Origin of the sequence: Afipia sp. 1NLS2 (genome assembly GCF_000178995.1) — a bacterium.
Taxonomy (GTDB): Bacteria; Pseudomonadota; Alphaproteobacteria; order Rhizobiales; family Xanthobacteraceae; genus Afipia.
In genome coordinates, this window is the sequence record NZ_ADVZ01000001.1 from 1 (window position 1) to 15,255 (window position 15,255).

At 58.1% G+C, this 15,255-nt stretch carries 15 protein-coding genes and 2 pseudogenes; 6 read left to right on the forward strand and 11 right to left on the reverse strand.

The genetic code is table 11. The features are described 5' to 3' along the window. The 4 genes from AFIDRAFT_RS00005 to AFIDRAFT_RS00025 all read right to left on the reverse strand — a co-directional run. A partial coding sequence (locus AFIDRAFT_RS00005) for a reverse transcriptase domain-containing protein (protein WP_009336847.1) occupies positions 1–1,162 on the reverse strand: 1,162 nt, incomplete at its 3' end. A 670-nt stretch (positions 1,163–1,832) separates the two neighbouring features. Continuing rightward, positions 1,833–2,456, reverse strand: a complete 624-nt coding sequence (locus AFIDRAFT_RS00015; RefSeq protein ID WP_009336849.1) for a hypothetical protein — start codon at positions 2,454–2,456, stop codon at positions 1,833–1,835. Between the two features lie 119 nt (positions 2,457–2,575). Next, a complete protein-coding gene (locus AFIDRAFT_RS19060; RefSeq protein WP_009336850.1) occupies positions 2,576–3,157 on the reverse strand; it encodes an ATP-dependent Clp protease proteolytic subunit in 582 nt (193 codons plus the stop codon). A 53-nt stretch (positions 3,158–3,210) separates the two neighbouring features. Next, positions 3,211–4,131, reverse strand: coding sequence for an IS1595 family transposase (locus tag AFIDRAFT_RS00025; protein ID WP_009336851.1), 921 nt, complete (start codon positions 4,129–4,131; stop codon positions 3,211–3,213). 680 nt (positions 4,132–4,811) lie between these two features. Between AFIDRAFT_RS00025 and AFIDRAFT_RS00030 the strand changes: the two are divergent. After that, positions 4,812–5,774, forward strand: a pseudogene (locus tag AFIDRAFT_RS00030) (acyltransferase family protein); the annotation flags it as partial. Between the two features lie 580 nt (positions 5,775–6,354). Here the strand turns inward: AFIDRAFT_RS00030 and AFIDRAFT_RS20090 are convergent. Beyond that, entirely contained in the window at positions 6,355–6,681 is a 327-nt protein-coding gene (locus AFIDRAFT_RS20090) for a hypothetical protein (protein WP_083801630.1), read from the reverse strand. Between the two features lie 355 nt (positions 6,682–7,036). Between AFIDRAFT_RS20090 and AFIDRAFT_RS00035 the strand changes: the two genes are divergently transcribed. The 3 genes from AFIDRAFT_RS00035 (at position 7,037) to bcsS (ending at position 9,188) form a co-directional block, all read left to right on the forward strand. Further along, the gene (locus tag AFIDRAFT_RS00035) at positions 7,037–7,843 is read left to right on the forward strand and encodes a DUF72 domain-containing protein (protein ID WP_009336854.1); all 807 of its coding nucleotides are present in this window, start codon (positions 7,037–7,039) and stop codon (positions 7,841–7,843) included. Positions 7,844–7,856: 13 nt separating this feature from the next. Next, on the forward strand, positions 7,857–8,318 hold the full coding sequence (locus AFIDRAFT_RS00040; protein WP_009336855.1) for a DUF488 domain-containing protein: 462 nt from the start codon (positions 7,857–7,859) through the stop codon (positions 8,316–8,318). A gap of 120 nt (positions 8,319–8,438) precedes the next feature. Beyond that, entirely contained in the window at positions 8,439–9,188 is a 750-nt protein-coding gene (gene bcsS / locus AFIDRAFT_RS00045; protein ID WP_009336856.1) for a cellulose biosynthesis protein BcsS, read from the forward strand. A gap of 3 nt (positions 9,189–9,191) precedes the next feature. On the opposite strand, the gene AFIDRAFT_RS00050 is transcribed toward bcsS, so the two are convergent. From AFIDRAFT_RS00050 to AFIDRAFT_RS00065, 4 genes are all read right to left on the reverse strand, one after another. Further along, the gene (locus tag AFIDRAFT_RS00050; protein WP_009336857.1) at positions 9,192–9,572 is read right to left on the reverse strand and encodes a DUF4189 domain-containing protein; all 381 of its coding nucleotides are present in this window, start codon (positions 9,570–9,572) and stop codon (positions 9,192–9,194) included. A 62-nt stretch (positions 9,573–9,634) separates the two neighbouring features. Next, the gene (locus tag AFIDRAFT_RS00055; RefSeq protein WP_009336858.1) at positions 9,635–11,242 is read right to left on the reverse strand and encodes an NTP transferase domain-containing protein; all 1,608 of its coding nucleotides are present in this window, start codon (positions 11,240–11,242) and stop codon (positions 9,635–9,637) included. Beyond that, the gene (locus tag AFIDRAFT_RS00060) at positions 11,239–11,955 is read right to left on the reverse strand and encodes an XdhC family protein (RefSeq protein ID WP_009336859.1); all 717 of its coding nucleotides are present in this window, start codon (positions 11,953–11,955) and stop codon (positions 11,239–11,241) included. Before AFIDRAFT_RS00060 ends, AFIDRAFT_RS00055 begins: the two co-directional genes overlap by 4 nt. Before the next feature lie 2 nt (positions 11,956–11,957). Then, positions 11,958–12,290, reverse strand: coding sequence for an XdhC family protein (locus AFIDRAFT_RS00065; protein ID WP_009336860.1), 333 nt, complete (start codon positions 12,288–12,290; stop codon positions 11,958–11,960). 174 nt (positions 12,291–12,464) lie between these two features. On the opposite strand from AFIDRAFT_RS00065, the pseudogene pcaD reads away from it, so the two are divergent. Continuing rightward, a pseudogene (gene pcaD, locus AFIDRAFT_RS00070) lies at positions 12,465–13,246 on the forward strand (3-oxoadipate enol-lactonase). Here pcaD and AFIDRAFT_RS00075 read toward each other — a convergent pair. Both AFIDRAFT_RS00075 and AFIDRAFT_RS19915 read right to left on the reverse strand, forming a co-directional pair. Further along, positions 13,233–13,760 (reverse strand): hypothetical protein, encoded by a 528-nt coding sequence (locus AFIDRAFT_RS00075; protein ID WP_009336865.1) that lies wholly within the window; start codon positions 13,758–13,760, stop codon positions 13,233–13,235. The pseudogene pcaD and the gene AFIDRAFT_RS00075 sit on opposite strands and share 14 nt — an antisense overlap. A gap of 181 nt (positions 13,761–13,941) precedes the next feature. Beyond that, positions 13,942–14,088 carry a hypothetical protein gene (locus AFIDRAFT_RS19915; RefSeq protein WP_009336867.1) on the reverse strand — a complete coding sequence of 49 codons (147 nt, stop codon included), beginning with the start codon at positions 14,086–14,088 and terminating at the stop codon, positions 13,942–13,944. 233 nt (positions 14,089–14,321) lie between these two features. On the opposite strand from AFIDRAFT_RS19915, the gene AFIDRAFT_RS00080 reads away from it, so the two are divergent. Then, positions 14,322–15,236: an ABC transporter permease subunit gene (locus AFIDRAFT_RS00080; protein ID WP_009336868.1), complete on the forward strand. Its 915-nt coding sequence runs from the start codon at positions 14,322–14,324 to the stop codon at positions 15,234–15,236. Positions 15,237–15,255: the final 19 nt, after the last annotated feature.

The following is a 15,255-nucleotide window of genomic DNA, read 5'->3' on the forward strand; positions in this document are numbered from 1 at the left end:
CACCAAAGATTTCAATGAAGAACTGACTTAGAATACCCCTGAACGCTGTACGAATTTGTCTATCAAAATCATTGAAATTGTACGCGTCTCGATAGATGCCGAGATAAGAAGAAACAGAGCGACCGAGCTTAACTACCGTTTCTTGAAAATTGCTTTTCTCGCTAATTCGCTTTTTCAAGGAATATTCATCACGCAAACTATCTAGGATTTTCTTGATCTGACGTGAAGAGACGCGCGCGCGATAGCCATTAGTTTCTGAGTGAAAGATTTCTCTTCCCAAAAAATCCAAAGACCCCTTGGGCCCAATACGTTGCGTTTTACCATCAATTGGTATGGACAAATCATACTTAGAAAGCTGGTCTCTGATGAACTTTTCGCCTTCTTTCATCTCCGCTTCGCTTTTAAAAAATAGAATTAAATCGTCGACGTAACGCACCATTACCATGTTGCGTTTTCTAATTGCGTTATCAAATTTAGAAAGTGCAAGATTGGACAAAATTGGAGAAAGTGGCATCCCTTGGCGCAAGCCACGCTTTTTCTCCAAACCTTGTTTCGCTAATTCCTCTTTTTGGTCGCCACGCTCATAAACCTCACAGTCCACCGCCTTGCAGAGCAAGTGCGTTAAACTATGCCCACGCATCGCCGTTTTAATCTGATTTTTAAGATGCTCCCGGGAAATCCTATCAAAAAAGGATATAATGTCTGCCTTTAGACACCAGTCAAATTGACCTCGGAGTTCTACTGCTTTTTCAATCGCGCGCTTGACGCCACGCTCTTGTATGAACCCAAAAGAATACGGGTCGTAAATGGGCAGGCACTTCTTATTAGTCAGATATTGAACGATCGCGCGCTGCACTAGCCGATCGCGCACGATTGGAATGCAAATCATGCGCTTCTTGTCAGACCCATCCTTTGGAATGAACACAGGCTTAAGCCGAGAAAACCCAAATGATCCGTCTTTAATTGTTCGGACAATAATATCGAGATTGCGATCTAAGCTAGCTTCGAACTGCAACGCAGAAACGTTGTCGATTCCGGCACGCCCCGCATCAATGCTGCTATCACGGCTATTCCGCCAAGCGGTTTTCAAGGCTTGTTTGCCAAGTATTTTGGTAGGCCGACTTATACGGCTACCGGTTCGTCCGGGCTTAGGATCGAGCAATTCGGTACTCCGAAGCCCATCAGAACTGGCTCAACGGAAGCGGAAATCCGCGACCGTTTCGTCCGTGCGCATTGCAGGTGACACGCTGGCGCGCGCAACGCTCTGCTCCGGACAGATCACCTTGGTGAGGTCGCTTCGAGGACGCAAGCCCCCACTCTCGCCAAAGCTTAGTCCCCCCAAAATAGACGCCGCCACAAAGAACAAAACGTGAACAAGGTCTCGGGAAGAGGTCTTGGTGGATCGTACCGGCCCGCTCTGCCTTCCATCACAATAATCCTCTGCTCGGCTCTTTATTTTAAGTACCGCGAGCATGGATGCCTCCATTGACCTTGCTTTCCAACGGAAGCGGAAATCCGCGACCGTTTCGTCCGTGCGCATTGCAGTTGACACGCTGGCGCGCGCAACGCTCTGCTCCGGACAGATCAACTTCGTGAGGTCGCTTCGAGGTCGAAACGTCACCAATATTCCAAAATTTGAAGTCGATTCGGTCTTTTCCAAGGCAAGGGAACATGTATTGACAGGATAATGGATTAGGCTTATATTCGCATTTATATACTTTACTTAGCACTATCGCGCACATATATTCCTAACTGCGTGACAGGCCAGCAAAGTTTGTAAATGCGTCCCGGCTAAATAAGGGGACGCTCTATGAGCGAATACATTCCAGAGCCTACAGCCGCAATGATTGATGCGGGGGTGAGGGTTTTGTCGGGCTGCGTTTCCGACGAACCAACGGTTTTGTCCAAAGATGAGATTGTTCGAATGGTATATCTCGCGATGACCACCATTCAAAATCCATCGCAAAAGCTAATTGGCAAACCGCAAGCTTAGTCGCCGCGATCAGGTCTTGGCAGAGCTGGCGCGTTTCTTTGATTTTGATTGGTTTCAATTCGCGAGTTGCAAGCTCTGGCTCTTTAAAGGCCTGGGGCTTGGAAATTCTGACAATTTTCTTCTGTCTAGTCAGTCTGCCACGCGGCACCTTCCACATGGAATGAATATAAGAATTCCTTCGAGTGCGAAGATCGTTATCGATGGTGTTTAGATTGCCTACCACGGAATCGTACCAACCCGGGTGCTCCTTTCGTTTCAAGAAAGCCAGCGCCTTAACCATCTGGATTTTCTGTTTCATGTCGGCATTGCCAGTTATTGCATCGGCGACGTGCCCCTCCTGCAGGGGGGCTAACGTAGTAACTAGCTCATCAATGACATCTTCAATCCACGCCCAGTAGATGCTTATATATCCAAGCTCCAGCGCGATTTTTTCCAATCGGGGAGAATGTAGGCTTTTAGGCATGGCAAAGAACCCTGTGAAAGACCCTGTATTTCAAAAGACACTCAAGAACCTACTTAACGCGAAGCCGAAGCCGCAATCTGAAATGAAGATTGGGAAAAAGAAAGCAGCAAAGAAAAAGCCTAGTTCTGTGGTGGCCAAACGTTAAATAATTTGGCTCCGGCTTGTGGTGAGAATTCCCCAATTTCCTCGGCAATACCAAAGCTCTTTGCTTCTTCAGAAGATATCCAGACATCAGAGAACTTATGTTGCTCCCATTTAGTTGGTGGGATTTTCGTATGCTCCTTGAGGATCGACTCGGTTCTCGTATCCTCTATGGCTAAATATTCTGCGCTAGCTGCCATCCTATCGGCGTTGGCCGCAACGGGGCTTAAGTAAGAGCGATGAATCATGAAGGCGGAATGTTTGCTGGCTATTCGCCTGGTAGCCCCAAGATATGCGATGACGCCAATGGATGACACAGACCCAACGTTATAAAGATGAATTTCGACGGGCGACGACCGAAACAAATTATACAAGCTGATGCCCTCGCCAATACCGCCCCCTGTGGTTTGGAAAAGCAGATGTATCCGTTTAACGCCAGCATTTGTGGCAACGCTTATGGCGTTATGAAATCGCATAACGGCTTGCTGGTCTATGAAGCCTGCGAAAAGGCCGTAGATGTTGGGAGGCACGATGTCCTCGGCTGGCTGTGGCTCACTCATTTCGCTTCCTCCAAGCTAGGAAGCGTTTAACCGCTTGCTTCCTGTTTTTGAGTTCAGTTAGGCCGTCGATAAGTTAAACGCTTGCCTTCGATGCCTTTCAAGAGTGTTTCAGCGCGCATCGTGTCGTTGATGCCAAGGCCAATGCGGTTATTGAAGCGGAATTCAAACTCCGTGACGTAACGCTGCAAATGTTGTGCATCGCACTTGTGATAGGTGCCAACCATGCCGCGTTTGAAGATGCCAAAGAAGTTCTCGGCAGCGTTCGTAGTCTGGCCGTCCTTGCCAACCCATTCGCCGCGACCGTTCCAAGAATGGTTGACGGTTTTGTGCGACGCGAACTCTTTGCCAACCTCGTCATAGAGGCGGGAATTATCGGTGTGCAGGTCGGATTTGCGTGAGGCGTTAGTAACGAGAATTTCGCGGACTGATTTCTTGGTTGCGGACTTGACGTGAACGGCCTTGGCCTTTCCGCCGGGTTCGACCAAAGCGACGATCTGCTCTTTGTGCGAATGGCCCTTCTTGTAGCCCTTCGCGCGCTTGGATGAGTTGCCGATATAGGTTTCGTCAGCTTGGACCGACTTGCCTTCGCCACCCAGCGGACCGGCCTTCGTGTCGATCATGGCTTCGCGGATGCGATGGGCGAGGAACCAAGCCGACTTGTAGGTAATGCCCAGCATACGGTGAAGCTGATGGGCGCTCATGCCCTTCTTAGAGGCGCTCATGAGGTGGATTGCGAGCAGCCACTTATGAACCGGGATATGCGAACGCTCCATAACCGTGCCAGTGCGGCAGGTGAATTTGTCGCGGCAGTCGTTGCAGAGCCAGTAACCGGCTTGGGTAGCGCCTTCCATCTTTCGGACGGCGAACGAGCCGCAGTGAGGGCAATGAGCGCCAGCGTCGGCCCAGCGGGATTTCTCCAGATGGGCGATTGCGGCGGCTTCGTTCGTGAATTCTGGGGCGTAAATGTCGGCCATGGCTAGCTCCTATCCCCTGAATATGCAGGGAACGGGATGCTAAGTCAAGTATATAAATGCGCTTATATTCCTATTCATCCCACCTCACTTGAGGGGCGTTTCGCGATCGTCACAAACGCGAGGCGGGATGCGGTGGCTGCGCACGGTGTTCGATGCGCGGGCGATTGATCGGGCGCGGAGCAGCAATGTTCCGGGCCTTTTTTGTTGCCCGTACTGACGACAGCATCGCGCGCGGACGGCCCAAGGCGTGTCATCCCGGCGCATCGGCTTCGCGCCAGGGGCCGGACAACGTTGCCACGCCTCGTACAGAGGATGGCGAAAGAGTCCATAAGTCCCCGCATCGGTGGTGTACTCAGCACCGGCCACCGGGGGTCATCACGCAACAAGCCGTTAAAACCATTGCGTGCGGAACGCCGGATGATGCGGCGTAACCGTGGTGACTACGCTCGTGTGCTTTCACTTTTTGCACGCGAGGCTGCGGATGCGTTCGCGCATCCGGCGTTCCGCGCGCCCTCTTGAAAGAGGGTGACGGTTGAACGGTGACGGCGCCCCCGCGCCTTCAAGAACAGGGGCGATCACGCACGTCCGAAGGACCTCAACGCAGCCATGAATTTTTGCAGGGAACGACATCATGCCTCATTCGTTCGCGTCAGGTGCCCCTCCGGGCGCGAAGGAGGCGCATGCTCGTTCACATCCAGATCCTGAGATTTCTCGCCGCCGCCGCCGTGGTGGCGTTTCATGTCTGGGGCATCGCGCCGGACCACATTGATGTACCGGCGGACACGCCCTCGCTCGGCCTCTGGCATTTCGGTCATGGCGTCGATCTGTTCTTCGTCATCTCCGGCTTCATCATCTATTACGCGACGCAGACCTCCATCGCGCGCGGCAAGGAGCTTTCGCCTTCCGCCTTCCTGCGCCGCCGCGTCGAGCGCATCGTGCCGCTCTATGCGTTCGCCATCCTCGCGATGACGGCGCTTGCGGTTCTTCTCCCCGCCACGTTCGGCACGCCGGGCTGGTATAGCCCAAGCCATGTGCTGAAGTCGCTCGCCTTTATCTCCTTCACCGACGGCCAGATGCCTGTGGTGTTTGTCGGCTGGTCGCTCGAATACGAGATGTTTTTCTATCTCACGCTCGCGCTGTTGATGATGCTGACGCAGGATGCATGGCGCGCGGTCGTGGTGGCGTTCTGCGGCCTCGCGATGATCGGCCAGATTCCCGGCGTCGCGGATGCACTCGGCCATTACACCTTCTTCACCGATCCGCTGATTCTGGAATTCATCTTCGGCGTGCTTGCCGGCATCCTGTTCATGAACGGGATGAGCGGAGAGCGGCACACCGGCGCGATGCTGCTCGCTGCCGGCTGCGCCATAACCGTGCTGCTGGTGACGGACCCGGCGAACCGCGCGCTGGTCTATGGCCTGCCGTCCGTTGCGCTGGTGGCCGCGGCAGCCTGGATCAGCCGCCTGCGCACCAACGCATCATGGCCGGAGCGCGTTTGCGAGCGGCTCGGCGATGCGTCGTTCTCGATTTACCTGATACAGGCGCCGCTGGTGGTGTTCGCGGCGCAGGGCATGGCCGCACTGTTTCCGCAAATTCATCCGCTGTCGCTCGTTGCATCGGCGAGCGCGCTCGTGATCGCAGCGGGCCTTGCACTCAACATCGTGCTGGAGCGCCCGCTGCTCGCGCTGTGCCGCCGCATCGGCAGGCCACGCACGGCAAAAAAAAATCATGCGGCTTGCGCCATCCGCACGATAAGGGACCAACATGAAATTTTGTTCACGGAGCCTGCGTCGTCGTCTCGCCATGCTTGGTTCATGCAGCAGTCATCGCACATCAGAAACAATGGCCATGGTGATGATTCATATCGCGCCACGACCTTTCCTTTCATCCACCCAAGGAGATTCACTCATGAAGACGATCGCTTCCGGATTTGCCGCCGCCCTTGTCCTCGGCTTTGCCGCGCTCGCGGCTCCGGCATCCGCTGCACCGGTAGCCGTACCTGCCCCCGGCCTTTCCGCTATCGCGCACCCTGCCGTAACGAAAGCTTATGTCGAGCGCCGTGTCGTCCGCCGCGGTCCGCACTGCACCGTGCGCAAGATTGTACGGCGTGGTCCGTATGGCCGCCGCGTCATCACCACCAAGCGCGTCTGCTACTGATCGCAGCCCCAAAAAAGGAACGCCACGCATTCCGCGTGGCGTTCTTCATGGGTTACGGTCATAGACTCAATCGTCATCATCATCGTCGTCGTCGCGCTGGGGCGACGGTGGGTCATAATACCGCTTCGCCGTGCGTGCATTGTGCGCGCGCGAACTTTGCGGATAGAACACCGCATAACAGGCCGGACTGAGCCGTGGCCCCGCCTGCTGCAGGCAGTTTGCAATGCGATCCGCATCCGGGATGTAGCGCCCGCACAGCCTGAAGACATCGGGCGTGCAAGCTTCACGATCGGCCGCCGTTCCCTGTTGCGCCATAGCCCACGAGGGCGCGCATATCAGCATCGAGGCAACCGTCCATCCGGCAACACGGCGAGATCCCAGTCCGAAACCCATGGCGTTCTCCCAAAGCTTGCGACGTTGAGTGCCCTGCCCGACATCGGACCAGCTAACCATGCCGTCCGTCGTCATGAAAAGCCCCACCCTGTGCAAAGTTCCGCACGACGCAGAACTGCGGCGCATCGGTTTGGAGATGCCCTGGCTCAAAATAAATTCAGGATTGAAAATGGTAACGGCCACGAATGGGCCAGGCTGCGCGTACATCCGGCGCTCGCCCGGGGCAGATCAGCGATCCGCCTGTTTTTCGTGGCCGTCTCGGCGATGGTGCGGGAGGAGCAGCGACATCGCCGTTATGATGGAGATGGGGACTCAAACCGGATATTCAAGAGGCCCAACGGCTGCAAGGAACCGCATGGCAAAACAAGGCAGAATTTACATCGGAATCGGCGGCTGGACCTTCGCGCCCTGGCGCGGCGTGTTCTATCCGGAGAAGCTCGCCCAGTCCAAGGAGCTCGGCTACGCTGCCTCCAAACTGACCTCGATCGAAATCAACGGCACCTATTACGGTTCGCAGAAGCCGGCCAGCTTCCGCAAATGGGCCGCCGAAGTGCCGAACGGTTTCGTCTTCTCTCTCAAGGGGCCACGCTTCGCCACCAATCGCCGCGTGCTCGCGGAAGCGGGTGATTCCATCAAGCGGTTCTATGATTCCGGCGTGCTTGAACTCGGCGATAAGCTCGGCCCGGTGCTGTGGCAATTCATGCCGACCAAACAATTCGACGAGGCCGATTTCGGCGCATTCCTCGAACTGCTGCCGCGCGACATCGATGGCCGCAAGCTGCGCCATGTGGTCGAGGTTCGCCACGAGAGCTTCCAGAACGAGGCCTTCGTCGCGCTGCTCAGAAAATTCTCGACCCCGGTCGTTTATGCAGATCACGCGACTTATCCGGCGATTGCCGACATCACCGGCGATTTCGTCTATGCCCGCCTGCAAACCGGGCAGGACAGCGTGAAAACCGCATATCCGCCCAAGCAACTCTCGCAATGGGCGCAAAGGCTCCAGACATGGGCCGACGGCGGCGAGCCTGACGATCTGCCACGCATTGGCAAGAAACTCGCGAAGAAAGAGCCGCGCGACGTGTTCGCCTACATCATCCACGGCGGAAAGGTGCATGCGCCAGCCGGGGCGATGGAGTTGATCAGCCATGTGAGCGGCAAATAAGAAAACCAAAGCCATGGCAAAGACAAAAAAGATTTTCACCATCGGCTATGAACAGGTCAGCTCCCGCGCGGTTCTCGACAAGCTTGAGCAGGCCGGCGTCAAGCTGCTGGTCGATGTGCGCGCCATCACATCGTCACGCCGGGCGGGTTTTTCCAAAAACCAGTTGGCTGCGAGCCTCTATGAGCGCGGCATCGGTTACATCCACTTGCGCGGATTGGGCACGCCGAAGCAAGGCCGCGAGGCAAGACGCAAGGGCGACGCCGCGACGATGAAGATAATATACGACGCACACCTGAAAACGCTGCAGGCGGAAAGGGAAATGGACGAACTCGCTCATCTCGTCAAAACGTCCGGCCCGGTGTGCCTGCTCTGTTTCGAGCGCGACCACACCAACTGCCACCGCCATTTCATCGCCGAGATCATTGAAAAGCGCGATCACGTCACCACGGAAAATCTGGTTGCGCCGCAACTTTAGATTCTTCCATCCGTTCCGTAGACGTTCTCGCCATGCCTCTAGACGGCGGCGGCGCCTGCCGGTTTACTGGTCTCCGTATTTTCACGTAGTCAGTTTCAAAATAGCCCCAGAGTTCAGGGCATGCGTTGCGTTCGCGGCCTCACCGTTGCGTGGATTGGCGTAACCTCGGTTCTTGCAGGGCCGGTGATGGCTGGCTCTTTACCCGACGACTGGTTCGCTGCCTCGCCGCCCAGCAGCCGGGATGCGACCATTCTTTATTTCACTGGCGCCGACCTGTGGCACCAAGGCAGCTCTGCTTATGGCGGCGCAGTATGGTCACCCGCCGGACTGGACAGGGATGGCTTCACGCTGAAGACGCTCCTCGCGGGCGGAGACTACCTCTATCAGTCTGCGGGAACGGATATACGGGGCGCTGATGTGGTGGCCTCCATTCTGCCAGGCTATCGCTTCAAGCGCGGCAACCTCGAAATCAAGATGTACGCCGGTCTCGACATCCAGCATCACTGGACGCTGCCCTCCGATCCATCGAACAAGCTGCGCGGTACGCACGCAGGTGTACGCTTCAATATCGACACGTGGTGGGAGCCTCTCCCGGCCCGGATGATGGTCGCCACCACGCTGACCGGTTCGACCATCGACAACAATTACGGCGTCCGCGCCGCCACCGGATGGCGCATGTTCGAGCGCCTCTGGTTCGGCCCGGAGATCGAGACCTCGGGTGACCGTACCTACCGGCAATATCGCGCGGGCGCACATGTCACCTCGCTGCAATTCGGCGGCTTCGAATGGGTCTTCGGCGCGGGCTATGTTCGCGACAACGACAGACGCTCGGGAATGTACGGCCGCTTCAGCCTTCTGACGCGGCGATAAACCTCAGCCGCGCGCGTCGCAGGCCCAGGCGCGGATCACGCATTCCTTGCCACCATAGGCGTAACACTTCTTGCTGGCCGCATTTAGCGCACTCGAAATCCGCGGCTCCACGGCATAGCCGAACGCACCGCAAGGATTTTTCATGTCGATGGCGAGCGCCGCACAGGCGCGCCGCATCGTGATGACGGTGCAGTCGCCCTTGCACTGCTTACGGGCGGCGGCGATCGCAGCGTTCTGGTGTTTGTAACCGAAAGCCTGTCCATAGGCGCCACACTTGCCGACAGCAAGCGCGCCCGCAGCATAGGATGGCGCAGCAAATACGCCGCAGATCAGGATTGCAGCAAAAAACAATCCGGCAAGATGCCGGATCAAGGTGCAAATCATATCGCTTCCCCCAAGCGGAAGCGACGTTACCGGGAACCGGTTTCAACTTGGTGAATGAAGCCTCACCGTTTCGTCAGCAATCTCGCCAACACATCGGGGGTGTCGACATCGAGGAATGCGCTGACGCCAGTCGCCGGGATCTCAACAACCATTTCGGCATACTTCTGAATGACATGGCGCGCGCCGATGTCGCCTTCGAGCGCCAGCAACTCCTTGAATAATTTACGCGACCACAACACGGGGTTGCCACGGCGGCCATCCGCCACCGGAATTGTTATCAGACCGTCGCGCTCGGGCGCGTAAGCCTCGATCAACCGGTCAATCAACCCGCTACCAACAAGCGGCATATCGCCAAGACAGACAATGGCCGCACCGCTGGAGGCAGGGACTGCGTTAATGCCGGTCTTCAGCGACGTTGCGAGTCCGTCGGCATAATCCGGATTGTGCACGAACCTCACATCGAGGCCCTGCAAGGCCTGTTCGACACGCTCGTGCTGATGGCCGGTCACCACCACAACGGATTCCGCACGCGAGGCCAAGGCCTGTTCGACCGCGATACGCACCAGCGGCTTGCCGTCAATCTCGGCGAGCAGCTTGTTGGGCCCACCCATCCGGGTCGAGCGGCCCGCAGCGAGAATAACGGCAGTCACATCGGTTTCGATCACTGCCTTCTCCGGCTCGCGAGACTGGGGCCGCGAAATGATTTCCATTAGCAGGCCTCCCACACCCATCGCCGTGATCTCCTCGCGCGTCACCTTGAGGTTGGCGAGAAGCCGCATCAGCACCCAGTCAAAGCCGTTCTCCTTCGGCGAGCGCGCGCAGCCAGGCGCACCAAGCACCGGCACATTGCCGATCCGCGCCACCAGAAGCAGATTGCCCGGATCAACCGGCATGCCGAAATGCTCGACCTCGCCACCGGCATTCTCGACCGCCGATGGAATAATGTCGCGACGGTCCGCAATGGCGGATGCGCCGAAAATCAGGACAAGCTCCGAGCCAAGACTCAGCAACTCTTCAACCACCGCCTTGAGCGCGGGCTCGCTGTGCTGGACACGCCGCTCGGCGATGATCGAGGCGCCGGCGCGGGCGAGCCGTTCTCTTGTCACCTGCACCGTCTTGTCGATTACCTTGGGCGCGAGGCCGGGCAGCATCGTCGACACCACGCCAACCCGCTTGACCGCGAATGGCATGATCTTGATCTGGCGCTGCCGCGCGGCTTCCACTGCCTTGTCGTAAATGCCCTGCTCGATTCCAAAGGGAATAAGTTTCACAGTCGCGATCATCTCGCCTTCGGCCACGGCCTTGAACGCCGGCAGCGTGGCGAAAGTGATCGATTCATCGACACGGTTGAGCTGATCGACGGCATCACGGTCGATCACAAGGATTCCAGGATGCGCGGCGAACAGATTGCAACGGCCGGTAAATGCCTTCTCGACGTGAATACCCTCGCCCGCGATTACCCGCGCGATGCCTGCGGCAGCGATATCTTCCGATATGTCACCATCCTCAAGGCGTGCCACCACGATTTGCTTGATCCCGGCCTGTTCGAGCGCCTTGGCTTCGACAGGCGTAATCAGCGTGCCTTTCTTCAGAACAAAGGAGCTCTGCCGGATCGCATGAACGGCGACACCACCGATGGCTTCCTTGGGCGAAACGGGTCCGAATTTCATGCTGGAACACTCACACGTGCGGTATTGATACTCGATGTCGGCAAACGCAAGGCGGCAGTGATCTGCGCCATCACCGCCACGGCAATCTCGGCCGGCGAAACCGCGCCGATATCCATGCCGATCGGCGAGCGGATGCGGGACAGTGAATTGTCGGTCTCCCCCGCCGCCTTCAGACGGTCGAGCCGCCTTCCGTGGGTTTTGCGGGAGCCAAGCGCGCCGATATAGAAACAGTCTCTCTCGAGCGCATGCAGCAGCGCGAAATCGTCGATCTTGGGATCGTGCGTTACGGCCGCCACCGCGGTGTACCGGTCGATGTTCATCGGCGGCAGCACCGTCTCAGGCCAATCCGCGATCACGCGCACATCGGGAAAGCGCTCGGGCGAAGCAAACGCGGTACGCGGGTCGACGACGCAAACATCGTAGCCGAGAGATTGCGCCAGCGGCGCAAGAGTTTGGCTGATGTGAACAGCGCCGATGATGACGAGGCGCGCCGTCGGCGCATAGATGTTCAGGAACAGATTCTCGCCATCGACCTGGATCAGCTCGCTTCGGCCCATGCGCAGATGCTTGTCGAGTTCGACATGCAGCGGGTCTTTCGCAACATCGGCCGCCTTGACGAGCCGCTGTTCTCCAGTCGCGATATTTGTGATCACGACGACAGGACGGCGCGCCAGCCGCTCGGCATTCAGTTGCGCCAGGGTGTCCTGCTTCACGATCAGCCCTTCGCTTCGATCTTCTCGACGAACACACGAATGGTCCCGCCGCACGACAAGCCGACCTTCCATGCCGTCTCGTCAGCGACGCCGAATTCAAGCAGCTTCGGCGTGCCGCTCTCGATCACGTCGAGCGCCTCGGTAATCACCGCGCCTTCGACACATCCGCCCGACACCGAACCAAGAAACACGCCATCGTCCTTGATAACAAGGTTGGATCCCGCCGGACGCGGCGCCGACCCCCAGGTCTGCACCACGGTCGCCAGTGCGGCGCCATGGCCGGCATCAACCCAGCCCTCCGCTGCCTGTAACAGATCCTCATCTCGATCCAACATGATCCGTCCTGCACAAACTTCGGAATATTCCTGTATAAATCCCGCGATGGCCGATCCGGATTTCGAGCATTCGAAAGGCCCGATTATACATGCCTTAAGCCGGATTTGGCACCTCACTCTACGCCCATTTGGCCTGCGCGCTTTCGTCCTGTGAAATAAGGCTGGATTTCTATTATGCCAATGATCGACGCCGATGGCTGCCTGCTCAATGTCTCCGTCGAAGGCCGCGACGGCGGCCCCACACTGATGCTCTCCAATCCGCTCGGGACAACGCTACAGGTCTGGGAGCCGCAGATGGCAGCCCTGACCCGATTCTTTCGCGTCATCCGGTACGACCGGCGCGGTCATGGCAAATCGGGCACGCCCCCGGCCCCTACACCGTCGCGGATTTCGGCCGGGATGCGCTGGCCATCCTCGACGACCTCAACATCGCACGTACGCATTGGTGCGGCCTCTCGATCGGCGGCGCGGTCGGACAATGGCTCGCGGCGAACGCACCGGAGCGGATCGATCGTCTGGTGCTTGCCAACACCACCTGCCACGTTTCCGACCCGGCGCCCTGGCAGGCCCGCATCAAGACCGTGACTGAAAAGGGCCTCGACGCGATCGCCGATGGCGTCATGGCCGGATGGTTCACCGAGGAATTTCGCGATCGTGAACCGCAAACGGTCAACCGCATCCGTACCATGCTGACCTCCAATTCGATCGCCGGTTACACGGCAAGTTGCGGTGCGCTGATCGGGCTCGATTTGCGAGAAGCCCTGCCGCGCATCAAGGCGCAGACGCTGATCATTGCCGGGCGTTATGACGCATCATCGCCATTGCAAATGGCGGCCACGATCCGCGCGGGCATTCCGGGTGCAAGTCTTACGATCCTCGAGGCCGCACACCTGTCCAACGTCGAAGCCCCCTATGGCTTCAACGAAGCGCTGACCGGCTTTCTCACGCAGCGTTAGAGGACGAGATCACACTCGACGGCTGGCGACCGACATACGGCACGTCGGCACGTGTGCGCTCGTGCACGCCGCCCTCGACCAGCAGCACGATGCCTGCCGCAAGCAGCATCAAAAGCTCGGTGGCATGGAGCCGAATTGCGGCGGCCTCACCGACATAAGAGGCCGCAAGCATACTGCCGAAGCTGATGAGGCTGCCGAGCGTCAGCGCGAAGGCAAGCGCCTCCTCTGCACCGCGCCTGCGCCACAGCGCCTCGCGAATCACCAGAAACAGGAATGTGAGAAAAAAAGCCGCCACCAGAAATTTCGACAGCGCGAACAGCCAGGCGAAACGGACGAGCCCAAGCGCCGACCACGACAGATGATCACTCACGAACATCGCGGGCGCGATATTGGCGGGCTCATACATCCCGCGAACCGGCGACATCACGACCTTGAAGGCGGAGATCGTCCAGTTCGGAATGAAATAGCAAGCCAGCATCACACCGTTGAAAATGCCGAGCCGCCATCCCTTCATCGTCTCGCTCCTTCCGCACCCAAAAAGGGCACACCCTCGCGCAGTGCCACGCGAACTCAAGAGCGGCAATCTAAACCGTCTGTTTACGTTAACAGGCTAGGCCAATGGCCGATACCAAGAAAAAAACCCCGCCAAAAGCGGGGTTTTCCTCAAGTTTCTCAGTGAACTTGTCCACAGCCCGCTAGTGGCCGCCCTTCTGGCCACTCTGCTGCTGGCCGCCCTGCTTGGAGCCCTGCTGCTGTTGCTGCTGGCCGGGCTTCTGTCCGCCGCCCTGCTGTTGCTGACCGGGTTTCTGGTTCTGCTGCGACTGCTGGTTCTGGTTCGACATTGGTTTATGTCTCCTGTTGAACGCCCCTTCCAACAGCCGCCCCCGAACCACGTTCCGCTATATCTCCGGTTCCTTTTCAGCATCCCGTGATCCGGCCGGTTCCTCCCCAATCAGGCCGCGCAACTGTCCGCCGCAGTTGCCGCACCCGGTTCCCGCTGATAAAAATTTCCCATTCCAACGTCTTGGCTGCCGGAGCCGGGAACGCCGAACCACAACGCCAACCGCGGCAGCCGATGGATTATTTCGCACAACAGCTCATCAACGGACTGGTGCTCGGCTCGATCTACGGGCTGATCGCGATCGGCTACACGATGGTCTACGGCATCGTCGGCATGATCAATTTCGCCCACGGCGACATCTTCATGATCGGCGGCTTCATCGCCCTGATTTCATTCCTCGTGCTGGTGTCGCTTGGCATCACCGCCGTTCCCGTCGTGCTGCTGCTGGTCGTTCTCGTGGCGATGGCGACCACTGCACTGTACGGCTGGACGGTCGAGCGCATCGCCTACCGGCCGCTGCGTCATTCCTTTCGCCTCGCCCCCATGCTTTCGGCGATCGGTATGTCGTTCGTGCTGTCGAACTTTTCGCAGGTCGCGCAAGGCGCCCGCGTAAAGCCCGTGCCGCCGATCATTACCGGCGGCTATACGCTGTTCGAGCAGGACGGCTTTGTCGTCCGCCTGTCCAACATCCAGATCATCGTCGTTGTGACCACCGTAGTGCTGCTCGCGATCTTCTCGTGGATGGTGACACGCACGCGGCTCGGCCGCGACATGCGCGCCTGCGAGCAGGACCAGACCATGGCGGCGCTGCTCGGCGTCGATGTCGACCGCACGATTTCCATGACCTTCGTAATCGGCGCGTCGCTCGCCGCGGTCGCGGGCATGATGTACCTGCTCTATTACGGCGTGGTCGATTTCTACATGGGGTTTGTGGCGGGCATCAAAGCCTTCACCGCCGCCGTGCTTGGCGGCATCGGCTCGCTCCCCGGCGCCATGCTCGGCGGGCTTGCCATCGGACTCATCGAGACGCTCTGGTCCGCCTATTTCTCCTCCGAATATAAGGACGTCGCCGCCTTCTCGATCCTGATCGTCGTGCTCATCTTCCTGCCGACCGGCCTTCTCGGCCGTCCCGAAGTCGAAAAAGTCTGAGTACCGGCGTGACGGATCA

Coding starts and splice junctions, on each gene's coding strand:
- AFIDRAFT_RS00055 (WP_009336858.1), bottom strand. CDS start 11,242: ATGAAATTCGGACCCGTTTCGCCCAAGGAAGCCATCGGTGGTGTCGCC.
- AFIDRAFT_RS19060 (WP_009336850.1), bottom strand. CDS start 3,157: ATGAGTGAGCCACAGCCAGCCGAGGACATCGTGCCTCCCAACATCTAC.
- AFIDRAFT_RS00015 (WP_009336849.1), bottom strand. CDS start 2,456: ATGCCTAAAAGCCTACATTCTCCCCGATTGGAAAAAATCGCGCTGGAG.
- AFIDRAFT_RS00075 (WP_009336865.1), bottom strand. CDS start 13,760: ATGAAGGGATGGCGGCTCGGCATTTTCAACGGTGTGATGCTGGCTTGC.
- AFIDRAFT_RS00040 (WP_009336855.1), top strand. CDS start 7,857: ATGGCAAAGACAAAAAAGATTTTCACCATCGGCTATGAACAGGTCAGC.
- AFIDRAFT_RS00080 (WP_009336868.1), top strand. CDS start 14,322: ATGGATTATTTCGCACAACAGCTCATCAACGGACTGGTGCTCGGCTCG.
- AFIDRAFT_RS19915 (WP_009336867.1), bottom strand. CDS start 14,088: ATGTCGAACCAGAACCAGCAGTCGCAGCAGAACCAGAAACCCGGTCAG.
- AFIDRAFT_RS00050 (WP_009336857.1), bottom strand. CDS start 9,572: ATGATTTGCACCTTGATCCGGCATCTTGCCGGATTGTTTTTTGCTGCA.
- AFIDRAFT_RS00025 (WP_009336851.1), bottom strand. CDS start 4,131: ATGGCCGACATTTACGCCCCAGAATTCACGAACGAAGCCGCCGCAATC.
- AFIDRAFT_RS20090 (WP_083801630.1), bottom strand. CDS start 6,681: ATGGGTTTCGGACTGGGATCTCGCCGTGTTGCCGGATGGACGGTTGCC.
- AFIDRAFT_RS00035 (WP_009336854.1), top strand. CDS start 7,037: ATGGCAAAACAAGGCAGAATTTACATCGGAATCGGCGGCTGGACCTTC.
- AFIDRAFT_RS00065 (WP_009336860.1), bottom strand. CDS start 12,290: ATGTTGGATCGAGATGAGGATCTGTTACAGGCAGCGGAGGGCTGGGTT.
- bcsS (WP_009336856.1), top strand. CDS start 8,439: ATGCGTTGCGTTCGCGGCCTCACCGTTGCGTGGATTGGCGTAACCTCG.